This window comes from Pseudomonas sp. ADAK2, assembly GCF_012935755.1.
In the GTDB taxonomy this organism is placed as follows: Bacteria; Pseudomonadota; Gammaproteobacteria; order Pseudomonadales; family Pseudomonadaceae; genus Aquipseudomonas.
Window position 1 is genome coordinate 1,289,065 of the sequence record NZ_CP052862.1, and the last position, 11,537, is coordinate 1,300,601.

An 11,537-nucleotide genomic window follows, 5' to 3' on the forward strand; every position below is an offset into this window, starting at 1 on the left:
TGAAAGGACACCCCATGCAGCTTGAAAAAGCCCCACGCTTGATACTCGCCAGTCTCTCAATCCTGTTGAGTGGCAGCACCTGGGCCAACTTCACCGCCACCCCGGAAGAAGCCCGGGGCATCGCCAAGGAAGCCTATTTGTACGGTTTCCCGGTGGTGGAGATGTACAAGACCCTCTACACCCAGGCCGTGGACACCACGGGCGAGAACTTCAAGGCGCCGTTCAATAAAATCGGCAACACCGCCAAGGCCTTCACCGCCAAGGACACCGCGTTTGTCACGCCGAATGCCGACACGCCCTACTCGTTCATCTGGATGGACCTGCGCGCCGAACCACTGGTGTTGACCCTGCCGCCGATTGAAGAGCACCGCTATTACTCCGTGCAATTGATCGACGCCTATACGCAGAATTTTGCCTATCTGGGCACCCGCAGCACCGGCAACAATGGCGGGCATTTCATGATTGCCGGGCCGAACTGGCAGGGCCAGCAACCGGTGGAAATGGATCGCCTGGTGCGCAGCGAAAGCAACATCGCCTATGCGCTGTTCCGCACGCAGTTGTTCGACGACAAAGACCTGGCCAAGGTCAAGCAGATCCAGAAAGGCTACAAGGTCGAAACCCTGAGCCATTACGTCAAACACAAAGCCCCGCCCGCCGCAAAGAAAGTCGCCTGGCCCAAGCCGACACCGACCATGAGCGACACCCCGGACCTGTTCCGCTACCTGAACTTCATGCTCGCCTTCGCCCCGGCCCAGGACGCGGAAAAAGACCTGCTGGCGCGCTTCGCCAAAATCGGGATCGAGGCCGGCGAGCCGTTCAAGCTCACGGACTTCACCGCTGATCAACGCCAGGCGCTTGAAGACGGCATCAGCGACGCCAAGGCGGAATTCGCCGAGTTCAAGAAAACCAAGGTCGATACCCACGAGGTCAGCAGCGGCGATTTCTTCGGCACTCGCGATCACCTCAACGGCAACTACCTGTACCGCTACGCCGGCGCCAACATGGGGATCTTCGGCTCCGCGGAAGAGGCGAACTACATTGGTTACTTCGTCGACAAGGACGGCCAGCCGGTGGACGCCTCGAAACACGACTACACCCTGCATTTCAACAAGGGCGCCCTGCCCCCGGCTGATGCGTTCTGGTCCCTGACGATGTACGACGGCAAGAACAAATTGCTGGTGGCCAACCCGCTGAATCGCTACCTGATCAACTCGCGGATGCTGCCCGACCTCAAGCTCGATGCCGACGGTGGCTTGACCCTGTACGTCCAGCAAAAGGCACCGGCCCAGGACCTTCAAAGCAATTGGCTGCCTGCACCGGACGGCCCGTTCTATGGGGTTTTGCGCCTGTACCTGCCAAAACCGGAAGTTGCCAGCGGCCAGTGGCAAATGCCGCTGCTCAATAAAGTCGGGCCCTAAGAAATGAGCCGCGGCCCACAACATTGCAGGAGCAAACGCATGCGCGTGATGACACCCCGAAAAGGAATGACGGCGCTGACGCTGGCCCTGACCCCGCTATTGAGCCAGGCCGACAACGCCCGCGACTGGCAGAACCTGCCGACCGACCTGAACATGGTGTTCGGCTATTACAACCGCATCGACACCAACACGCCGATCGACACCGCGCTGCCGATCGATGGCCTGTCCCTGGACGCCAACCTGTACATCGCCCGCTACGCCCGATCCTTTGCGGTGGACGGGCGCAACAGTGCGATCCAGATCCTGCAACCCTACGCCGACATTTCCGCGTCGTTCGACAACGCCCAGTTTTTCGATGGCACCAAGCACAACGGCGGCATGGCCGACACCCAGTTTGTGCTGGTGCACAACCTGTTCGGCGGCCCGGCGCTGACCAAGGAAGAGTTCGCCAACTGGACCCCGGAAACCTTCCTCACCGGTGCGCTGTGGATTACCGCCCCGACCGGGGATTACGACAAGGACCGGATCATCAACATCGGCTCCAACCGCTGGGCCTTCAAGCCGGAAATTGCTTTCGGTACGCCCATCGGCCCGACCTGGCTGGAGTTCAACACCTACGTGTCGATGTACGGCGACAACGACGACTATCACGGCAACGGCAAGCTTGAGCAAAAACCGCTCTACGCCATCGAAACCCACTACAGCTACACCCTCAACCGCGCGTTATGGGCCTCGCTCGACGCCACGTATAACCGTGGCGGCGAAACCAGAATCAACGGCGACTGGCAGGACAACAAACAGGAAAACGGCCTGTTCGGCGCCAGCGTCGGGTTCATGCTGTCGCCGCAGTTCGGCGGTTTGATCGCCTACTCGGACACGGTTTCGGAGCGTACCGGTTCACCGGACGTCAACACCTGGACCTTGCGCTTGCAGTACGCCTGGTAACGGAGCGCCGCTGGAATTGCCGTTTGTCGTTTATCCCGGTCATTCCGACCTTTATGTTTTGAGCGAGGGACAGCCATGACCGCACTCACTGATTTAAACGCCCTGCAAGCCAGTATCGCCGAGTCCGTCCTCGGCCAGGATCAGGTGATCCGGCAGATCCTGCTCGGACTCCTGGCCAACGGTCATTTGTTGCTGGAAAGCCTGCCCGGCCTGGCCAAGACCCGCACGGTCAAGGCCCTGGCCAAGCACCTGGACGCGAAGATGAGCCGCATCCAGTTCACCCCGGACCTGCTGCCGTCGGACATCACCGGCGCCGAGGTGCTGCATCAAGTTGAAGGCAAGAACGAAATCCGCTTCCAGCCCGGGCCGCTGTTCGGCAATTTGATCCTCGCCGATGAGATCAACCGCGCCCCGGCCAAGGTTCAGGCTGCCTTGCTGGAAGCCATGGAAGAACGGCAGATCACCGTGGCCGGCAACAGCCATGGGCTGCCGGACCTGTTCATTGTCGTGGCGACGCAAAACCCCATCGAACAGGAAGGCACCTACCCGCTGCCGGAAGCGCAGATGGATCGTTTCCTGATGAAAGTGCTGCTGGATTACCCGAGCGCGGAAAACGAGAGCCAGGTGCTGCGGCTGTTGCGCGAAGAGGAGTTTGCGTTGGGCGCCAAGACCGCGCCGGTGCCGGGCTTTGCGCTGTCGCAGGAAGTGATTTTTGCTGCACGCCGTGAGGTCAGCGGCATTCATGTGTCCCCGGCCATCGATACCTACCTGATCGACTTGATCAACGCTACGCGCCACCCGGCGGATTACGACGCCGACCTCGGGCGCTGGATCGCCATTGGCGCCAGCCCCCGTGGCGGTATTGGCCTGGACCGTTGCGCCCGCGCCGATGCCTGGCTGCAAGGGCAGGATTTCGTCTCGCCGGACAACGTGCGCGCCGTGGTGCATCCGGTGCTGCGTCATCGTTTGCAATTGAGTTATGACGCGGTGGCTGACGGCGTGACGGCGGATCAGGTGCTGGATCGATTGCTCGACACAGTGGCGATTCCCGCATGAACACCGACGGTCTGGTCTATGTCTCTCTGGCGCAGTTGATGGCGCTGGAATTCAAGGCCCGTGACCTGAGTTTCCTCACGCGCCAGCCGCAAGGCAGCATCCTCGCCGGCAACCACGCCTCGCGTTTGCGTGGTCGTGGCTTGAATTTCGATGAGTTGCGCCGCTACCAGCCGGGTGACGACTTGCGTCACCTCGACTGGCGCGCGTCCCTGCGCACCGGCAAACCGGTGGTGCGCACGTTTACCGAAGAGCGCGACCGCCCGGCCTTGATCCTGGTGGATCAGCGCATGTCGATGTTCTTCGGCTCGCAACACAGCTTCAAATCGGCCATCGCTGCCGAACTCGGCGCACTCGCGGCGTGGATGGTGTTCAACGCCGGCGACCGGGTTGGCGGGCTGGTGTTCAACGATCAACGCATCGACAGCATCGCCCCGCTGCGCAGCCGTAAACGGCTCGAAGCGCTGTGCAGCCGCATCGCCCAGCACAATCAGGAGCTGAACGCCGCCAATCCGGACTTTGAAGATGAAGATCAACTCGACAAGGTCTTGCAGCATTGCCTGGCCGTGGCCGGTCACGATCATTTGATCTGCATCGTCAGCGACTTTGCCGGGGCCGGCGAACGCACCTTGAAGTTGATGCGGCAACTGGCGGCCCACAACGATGTGATCGCCATGCAGGTCTACGACCCCTTGGCGCTGAACCTGCCGAACAACGGGCGTTTGCTGGTGACCCAGGGCCAGTTGCAGGTGGAACTGGCGGTGGAACAGCGGCGGGTGCATGAACCGCTGGGGGACTTTCTCAGTGGGCGGCTCAAGGACGTCGCCACGTTGCTGCGCCGCAGTCAGGTGCCGCTGATGATGTTCAGCACCGCCACCGCGGCCCACGAACAATTGCGCGCCGAATTGGGAAAACTCAGCGGCGGCCGGCGATGAACCCGAACGTTCCGAGTATCGAACAGCTCCAGGAGCTGGGATTGCCCGCGCCGGTCAGTTACGCGCCGCAGACGTGGGGCTGGTGGGTGTTGCTCGGTGCGTTGGTGGTCATGGTGCTGCTGGTGAGCGCGCGCAAGGTTTGGCAATGGCGCCGGGATCGTTATCGGCGGGAAGGGTTGGTGCGGTTGGCGGAGTTGCAACGGCGTAGTGATGATTTGAGTGCGTTGCGTGAACTTCCTGAACTGCTAAAACGCGTCGCCCTGTCGATCCCCAATCCTGTAGGGGCGAGGCTTGCCCGCGAAGGCCGTTACGCGGTCCCTCTGAAAGACCGCGTCATCGTTCTTCGCGGGCAAGCCTCGCTCCTACAGGGGGTGGGTGCGTTGGGAGGTGATGACTGGCAGGCTTTTCTGGTGCGGCACAGTGCGCAACCACTGCCCGCCGATTTCAGCCAGCAACTGGCGCAGCTGGCCTACGCCCCCGACGCGACATTGCTGGCACTACCGGACGAACACCGCCAACAGCTCTTCGCCACCTGCAAACGCTGGGTGGAGCATCATCATGTGGCAGTTTGATTACCCCTGGCTGTTACTGCTGCTGCCGTTGCCGTGGTTCGGTTACCGCTACCTGCCCGCTTACCGCGAGGCTCGCAGCGCCGTTCGCGTGCCATTCTTCAGCGCCATGAGCCGTGCGATCGGCCAGGCGCCCAGCACCCCCGGCAGTCGCAACAACCGCTGGCAGCTGCTGTTGAATCTGCTGGTCTGGACGCTGTTGCTGATCGCCGTGGCTCGCCCGGTCTACGTCGAAAAACCCATCGAGCGTCAGCAACCGGTGCGCGATTTGATGTTGGCCATCGACATTTCCCAGTCCATGGAAACCACCGATTTCACCGATGCCAACGGTCAGAAGATCAATCGCCTCGCCGCCGTCAAAGAGGTGGTCCACGGCTTTATTGGCAAGCGCAAAGATGATCGCCTGGGCCTGATCGTGTTCGGCAGCGGCGCTTATCCGCAAGCGCCGCTGACCCTCGATCATGCCAGCCTGTCGTTGTTGCTGGACGACACCGGCATCGGCATGGCCGGACCCAATACGGCCATCGGCGATGCCATCGGCCTGAGCCTGAAACTGTTGGATCAGGCCCACGAACAAGAGAAAGTGCTGATCCTGCTCACCGACGGCAACGACACCAGCAGCGCCATCACCCCGGACCACGCCGCCGCGATGGCTGCAGCCAAGGGCGTGGTGATTCACACCATCGGCATCGGCGACCCGACGGCGGAAGGCGAGACCAAGGTCAACCTGCAAGGCTTGCAGCAAATCGCCGAGGCCACGGGCGGCAAGTTCTTCCGTGCTGAAGACCGCACGGCGCTGAATAAGGTCTACAGCACCCTCGACCAACTCACCCCGCATCAGGTGAAAACCCTCAGCCATCAGCCCAAACGTGATCTGTTCTGGTGGCCGTTGGGCGCTGCAATGGCGTTGCTGGCGTTGTATCACCTGGGCGCCCTGCTCCGTCCGCGCCTGTCGATGGCCCGTCAACGGCAGGAGGTCTGAGATGGAGATCAATCTCAGCGACTTCCATTTCCTGCGCCCACTGTGGCTTTTACTTGCACTGTTCGGCGCGCTGCTACCGCTGTTGTGGCGCCGTAGCCATGATCTGCAACGGCGCTTGCGCGGCACTATCGCCGAGCACTTGCTGCCGCACTTGTTGATCACGCCGCAGGACCAGCAGCGGCTGCGCCCGGTGCATCTGGTCTGCGCCCTGTTGATCCTCGGCGCCCTCGCTGCTGCCGGCCCGACCTGGGAACAGGATCGCCCGGACTTCCTGGAAAACCGTGCGCCGCTGATCATCGCCATCGACCTGTCGCCATCGATGGACGCCAGCGATGTACCACCGAGTCGCCTGGAAGCAGCGAAACACAAGCTCCACGACCTGATCCAGCGCCGCGCCGGGGCCCGCAGCGGCTTGATCGCCTACGCCGGCAGCGCACACCTGGTGTTACCGCCCACTGACGATCCAGCGTTGCTCGACACCTTTATCCAGGCCTTGAGCACTGACCTGATCGCCAAGTCCGGGAAAGACGTCGGCGCGGTGGTCGAGCAAGCCAAGCGCCTGCTGGCCGCCGAGAAAACTCCGGGCACGTTGTTGCTGATCACCGATGGCGCAGACACGCCCCAGCTGAACGGTCTCAACAAGCTGCTGGATAACAGCCCGTTGCAAGTGCTGATCCTTGCCGTCGGCAGCGAAGACGGCGGGATCATCCACGACGCCAGCGGCCAGCCGCGCACCGACAGCAATGGGCGGCCGGCGCTGGGCCGTTTCGATCAGGCGGCGCTCAAGCAACTGGCCTCGGCGGTGGATGCGCCACTGGGCAGCCTGACGCTGACTAACGATGACCTCGACTGGGTCGAACTGCACGCCCAGCAGCATTTCCAGAGTGCCAGTGCCGAACAGCGCGAACTGCACTGGAAAGACGCCGGTTATTGGCTGTGTTGGCCGCTGCTGTTGATCGCGTTCTTCAGCGTGCGCAAGGGTTGGAGCCTGAACTGGATGGCCGGTTTGCTGCTGGCGCTGGGCATTGGCCTGCAACCTTCCAGCGCCGAAGCCAACGGGCTCACCGATGCATTTTTTACCCGGGACCAGCAAGGTCGTTGGGCCTTCGAGCACCAGCATTTTCCGCAGGCGGCGGCGCTGTTTGTCGATCCGTACTGGAAAGGCATTGCCGCCTACAACGCCGCCGATTACGACCTGGCACTGGCGAGTTTTGCGCGACTGGAAACACCTCAGGCGTATTTCTACCTGGGCAATATCTACGTGAAGCGTTTCAAGTTCGATCAGGCGATTGCCGCGTACACCCAGGCTTTGAAGTTGCAACCGCAATTCCCGCAAGCGACGGCTAATCTGGCACTGGCCATCGCCTTGCAAAAAGACACCGACAGCGCCGAGCAGAACGCTCCCGAGGTCAAGCCGGACGAGATCAAGATGGACAAGGCACCGGGCAAGGGCCAGAGCAAACCGGTGCAGACCGAACAAGCGGCGTCGGATGAGGTGTGGTTGCAGAACCTCAGTACATCGCCGGCCAAGTTCTTGAAGCAGAAATTCAATTTGCAGGATCAGCAGACCCGGGGGGCGCCATGAGGATTATTGGCGCGTTGCTGGTGTGGCTGTTGTCGGCGACTGCATTCGCCGATGAACCCCTGTTGCGGGTGCAGGCCCGGGTGCAACCGGTGGATTCGATCATGGTCGGCGGCCTCGTCGAGCTGCAGCTTGATGTCCTTACCGACACCTGGTTCACCGACGCCCCGACCTTGCCCGACCTGACACTCAACGGCGCGCTGGTCATGCCGCCCAACGGTCACGCGCAACACTTGAACCAGACCCTTGACGGCAAATCCTTCAACGGTATGCGCTACAGCTACCTGATCACGCCCAGCCTGGCCCAGGGTTTCGACATTCCGGCGTTGACCGTACGTGCCACGCCGGCCCAAGCCAGTGCGCCACTGAGCGCCCAGAGCCAACCGCTGCACTTCACGGCCGCGCAACCGCCAGGGTTCCAGGCTGGTGAAGCGGTACTGGTGGCCAGCGGTCTGCGTTTCAGCCAACAAACTTTCAGCTCGGCAACGCCATTGAAGGTCGGTGACAGCCTCACCCGGCAACTGACCCTGCAAGCGGATGGCGCCCTGGCGATGTCACTGCCGACGCCGTCAATGGCCGAGGTCAGCGGCCTCAGCCGTTACCCGAAAGCCCCGCAGGTCAGCACCCTGGACGATGGGCGCGGCCACTTCAACGGCGGGCAGCGCATCGACACCGTGACCTACCGGATCGACACCCAAGGTCGCTACAGCCTGCCGGCCATCCAAGTGAAATGGTGGGACGCCAGCACCCGGCAGACCCGCACCGCCGAAGTGCCGGCCGTCACGTTTGAAGCCGCCGCCAACAGCGCTTATCGCCCGGTGTTCTCCATCAGCGAAGACCTGAAAAAACTCGGCCAGCAGAGCCGCGTGCACCTGTCCGGGCATTGGCTGGGCGGGCTGGCGATCCTGGTGATCGTGGCGTTGCTTGGCCACTTCCTCCGCCCGCTCGTCCGCCGCGCCTGGCTCGCCCGACAGGCGCGACATCAGGTCCGGCAAACGGCGTGGCTGCAATCGGCGGACTACGCCTGGCAGCAGATCCCCGGGCAAATCGAAGGCAAACCCGCGCAATTGAGCGCCCTGTACCTGTGGCTCCGGCGCAGCCGCCAGGGCCTGAAGCTGACTGACCTCGGCCCACGCCTGCAAACCCTGTTGCGCGCCTGTTACGGCCGCACGCCGACCGAAGATCAGGCCCTGCGCCAGCTCAAGCAATCCTTGGCTACGCTGCAAAGTCAGGCCCAGCGTCACAAGGCCCCGGCGCCTCCCGCGTTACGGCCACTCAACCCCGTTCACGAGAAGGATTTCCCATGACGCACCCGCTATCGATCCGCCGCCGCTACGGGTTGACCCTGCTGCTGACCCTGGCCCTGCCGCTGCTGGCCCAGGCCACCGAACCGCTGCCTTCGTGGAACGACGGCCCGGCAAAGCAAAGCATCATCGAATTCGTGCAAGCGGTCACCGATCAAAGCGGCAAGGACTTCGTCAAACCCGCCGAACGCATCGCGGTGTTCGACAACGACGGCACCCTGTGGAGCGAGCAGCCAGCGTATTTCGAGTTGCTGTTCGCCTTCGACGAGGTCAAGCGCACCGCGCCGCAGCACCCGGAATGGAAAACCACCCAACCCTTCAAAGCCGTGCTGGAAAACGATCACAAAGCCCTGGCCGCTGCGGGCATGGACGGCATCCTGAAAATCTTCGGCGCGACCCACACCGGCATGACCACCGAAGCCTTCGACGACTACGCCAAGACCTGGCTGAGCCAGGCTCGCCATCCGAAAACCGGCAAGCCCTACACCGAGATGATCTTCCAGCCGATGCTGGAAATGCTCGACTACCTGCGCGGCCAGCAATTCAAGACCTACATCGTCTCCGGCGGCGACACCGCGTTCATGCGCGCCTTCGCCGAAAAGGTCTATGGCATCCCGCCGGAACAAGTGATCGGCACCACCTTCGTCACCGCCTACCAGCTCAAGGACGGCCAGCCATCGATCCTGCGCACCGCCAAACTGGCGCACAACGATGACGGCCCGGGCAAACCGGAGACCATCGACGCGGTGATTGGCCGACGCCCGATCCTGGCGTTCGGCAACTCCGACGGCGACCTGCAAATGCTGCAGTGGACTGCCGCCGGACCCGGCAAACGCTTCATGGGCCTGGTGCACCACACCGATGCCAAGCGCGAATGGGCCTACGACCGTCAATCCCCGGTCGGCAAGCTGGACAAGGCGCTGGACGAAGCAAAATCCCGTGGCTGGACTATCGTGGACATGGCTGCCGACTGGCAGCGGATCTACCCGTTCGAGGCCACCACCGAGCAAGTGCAATAACAACAGCGTTACGCAGGACCGCATAAAACGTAGGTCGCCCTGAGGCGACGCAAGTGAGCAAAAGGAGCAAGTCAGATGACTCGCATACGCAAGTGGCTACCGAAACTCGCCCTGGTGGCAGCCTCGGTCATGGCGTTTTCGGCGACTGCCGGGGCCGCTGAAAAACCCAACATTCTCGTGATCTTCGGCGACGACATCGGCCAGACCAACATCAGCGCCTATTCCATGGGCGTGGTCGGGTACAAGACTCCGAACATCGACCGGATTGCCAAGGAAGGCATGATGTTCACCGACTACTACGCGGAGAACAGCTGCACCGCAGGACGGTCATCCTTCATCACCGGCCAGACGCCCCTGCGTACCGGCCTGTCGAAAGTCGGCATTCCGGGCGCCCCGGTGGGCCTGCAAAAACGCGACATCACCATCGCCCAGGCGCTCAAGGGCCTTGGCTATTCCACTGGCCAGTTCGGCAAGAACCACTTGGGTGACCGGGATGAATACCTGCCGACCAACCACGGTTTCGACGAATTCTTCGGCAACCTGTACCACCTCAACGCCGAAGAAGAACCCGAACGCCCGTACTGGCCCAAGGATGACCCTGAGTTCGTCAAGGCCAACACCCCGCGTGGGGTGATCCACAGCTTCGCCGACGGCAAGATCGAAGACACCGGCGCGCTGACCACCAAGCGCATGGAAACCATCGACGACGAAACCACGGCGGCCGCGCAAGCGTTCATCGAGAAACAGGCCAAGGCGGACAAACCGTTCTTCGTCTGGATGAACACCACGCGCATGCACGTGTTCACCCACGTGCGCGATTCGATGAAGGGCCAGAGCGGCATGCCGGGCAACGAATACGCGGACGGCATGCTTGAGCATGACGGCGACGTCGGCAAACTGCTGAAAACCCTCGACGACCTGAAAATCGCCGACAACACCATCGTCGTCTACACCACCGACAACGGGCCGAACCAGTTCTCCTGGCCGGACGCGGCGACCACGCCGTTCCGCAACGAGAAAAACTCCAACTGGGAAGGCGCCTATCGCGTACCGGCAATCATTCGTTGGCCGGGCAAGGTCAAGGCCGGTGAAGTCTCCAACGAGATGTTCTCGGGCATGGACTGGTTCCCGACGCTGCTCGCGGCGGCGGGCGATGCCCAGGTCAAGGACAAGCTGCTCAAGGGTTGGACGCCGACTGCTGGCGGCACCAACTTCAAAGTGCACCTGGACGGTTTCAACCAACTGCCGTACCTGACCGGCCAACAGCCTAAAGGCGAGCGCAAGGAGTTCTACTACTTCAACGATGACGGGGTGCTGGTGTCGATGCGCTTCGACAACTGGAAAGTGGTGTTCTGCGAGCAGCGCCAACCGGGCGGTTTCCGGGTCTGGAGCGAGCCGTTCGTGTGCCTGCGGGTGCCGAAAATCCTCAACCTGCGGATGGACCCGTATGAACGGGCCGACGTGGTGTCGGACCAGTTCTACGACTGGAACACCAAAAACGTCTACCTGGCAGGCGTCGCGGTGACCAAATCGGCTGAGTTCCTACAGACGTTCATCGAGTATCCACCGAGCCAAAGACCGGCGAGCTTCAGCATCGACCAGATCCGTGCTGCCGTGGATGCGAAAATCGCAGAAAAAATGAAAGCGGCACCGGCTGCACAGTAAAACGCTGGACCGCCGCTCGCCTTCATCGGCGGGCGGCCTTATTTTTTGAACCTGATCGTTCCCAC

At 62.0% G+C, this 11,537-nt stretch carries 10 protein-coding genes; all 10 read left to right on the forward strand.

The genetic code is table 11. The features are described 5' to 3' along the window. Positions 1-14: 14 nt before the first annotated feature. The 10 genes from HKK52_RS05650 (at position 15) to HKK52_RS05695 (ending at position 11,472) form a co-directional block, all read left to right on the forward strand. Entirely contained in the window at positions 15-1,418 is a 1,404-nt protein-coding gene (locus HKK52_RS05650; protein WP_169369936.1) for a DUF1254 domain-containing protein, read from the forward strand. Between the two features lie 48 nt (positions 1,419-1,466). Then, entirely contained in the window at positions 1,467-2,363 is an 897-nt protein-coding gene (locus tag HKK52_RS05655; RefSeq protein ID WP_237150794.1) for a transporter, read from the forward strand. 75 nt (positions 2,364-2,438) lie between these two features. After that, positions 2,439-3,419 carry an AAA family ATPase gene (locus HKK52_RS05660; RefSeq protein WP_169369938.1) on the forward strand — a complete coding sequence of 327 codons (981 nt, stop codon included), beginning with the start codon at positions 2,439-2,441 and terminating at the stop codon, positions 3,417-3,419. Next, entirely contained in the window at positions 3,416-4,351 is a 936-nt protein-coding gene (locus HKK52_RS05665; RefSeq protein ID WP_169369939.1) for a DUF58 domain-containing protein, read from the forward strand. Before HKK52_RS05660 ends, HKK52_RS05665 begins: the two co-directional genes overlap by 4 nt. Next, complete coding sequence (locus tag HKK52_RS05670; protein ID WP_169369940.1) at positions 4,348-4,923, forward strand: DUF4381 domain-containing protein; 576 nt, start codon at positions 4,348-4,350, stop codon at positions 4,921-4,923. The genes HKK52_RS05665 and HKK52_RS05670 overlap by 4 nt, the downstream gene beginning before the upstream one ends. Then, positions 4,910-5,902, forward strand: a complete 993-nt coding sequence (locus HKK52_RS05675; RefSeq protein WP_169369941.1) for a vWA domain-containing protein — start codon at positions 4,910-4,912, stop codon at positions 5,900-5,902. The genes HKK52_RS05670 and HKK52_RS05675 overlap by 14 nt, the downstream gene beginning before the upstream one ends. A gap of 1 nt (position 5,903) precedes the next feature. Next, the gene (locus HKK52_RS05680) at positions 5,904-7,487 is read left to right on the forward strand and encodes a VWA domain-containing protein (RefSeq protein WP_169369942.1); all 1,584 of its coding nucleotides are present in this window, start codon (positions 5,904-5,906) and stop codon (positions 7,485-7,487) included. Continuing rightward, positions 7,484-8,791: a BatD family protein gene (locus HKK52_RS05685; RefSeq protein ID WP_169369943.1), complete on the forward strand. Its 1,308-nt coding sequence runs from the start codon at positions 7,484-7,486 to the stop codon at positions 8,789-8,791. The genes HKK52_RS05680 and HKK52_RS05685 overlap by 4 nt, the downstream gene beginning before the upstream one ends. Next, the gene (locus tag HKK52_RS05690; protein ID WP_169369944.1) at positions 8,788-9,807 is read left to right on the forward strand and encodes an HAD family hydrolase; all 1,020 of its coding nucleotides are present in this window, start codon (positions 8,788-8,790) and stop codon (positions 9,805-9,807) included. Before HKK52_RS05685 ends, HKK52_RS05690 begins: the two co-directional genes overlap by 4 nt. A gap of 75 nt (positions 9,808-9,882) precedes the next feature. Next, positions 9,883-11,472, forward strand: a complete 1,590-nt coding sequence (locus HKK52_RS05695) for an arylsulfatase (RefSeq protein ID WP_169369945.1) — start codon at positions 9,883-9,885, stop codon at positions 11,470-11,472. The last annotated feature ends 65 nt before the right edge of the window (positions 11,473-11,537 follow it).

Bases quoted from the DNA above. Each gene is read 5' to 3' on its own strand.
- HKK52_RS05650 (WP_169369936.1), top strand. From the start codon at position 15: ATGCAGCTTGAAAAAGCCCCACGCTTGATACTCGCCAGTCTCTCAATC.
- HKK52_RS05655 (WP_237150794.1), top strand. From the start codon at position 1,467: ATGACACCCCGAAAAGGAATGACGGCGCTGACGCTGGCCCTGACCCCG.
- HKK52_RS05660 (WP_169369938.1), top strand. From the start codon at position 2,439: ATGACCGCACTCACTGATTTAAACGCCCTGCAAGCCAGTATCGCCGAG.
- HKK52_RS05665 (WP_169369939.1), top strand. From the start codon at position 3,416: ATGAACACCGACGGTCTGGTCTATGTCTCTCTGGCGCAGTTGATGGCG.
- HKK52_RS05670 (WP_169369940.1), top strand. From the start codon at position 4,348: ATGAACCCGAACGTTCCGAGTATCGAACAGCTCCAGGAGCTGGGATTG.
- HKK52_RS05675 (WP_169369941.1), top strand. From the start codon at position 4,910: ATGTGGCAGTTTGATTACCCCTGGCTGTTACTGCTGCTGCCGTTGCCG.
- HKK52_RS05680 (WP_169369942.1), top strand. From the start codon at position 5,904: ATGGAGATCAATCTCAGCGACTTCCATTTCCTGCGCCCACTGTGGCTT.
- HKK52_RS05685 (WP_169369943.1), top strand. From the start codon at position 7,484: ATGAGGATTATTGGCGCGTTGCTGGTGTGGCTGTTGTCGGCGACTGCA.
- HKK52_RS05690 (WP_169369944.1), top strand. From the start codon at position 8,788: ATGACGCACCCGCTATCGATCCGCCGCCGCTACGGGTTGACCCTGCTG.
- HKK52_RS05695 (WP_169369945.1), top strand. From the start codon at position 9,883: ATGACTCGCATACGCAAGTGGCTACCGAAACTCGCCCTGGTGGCAGCC.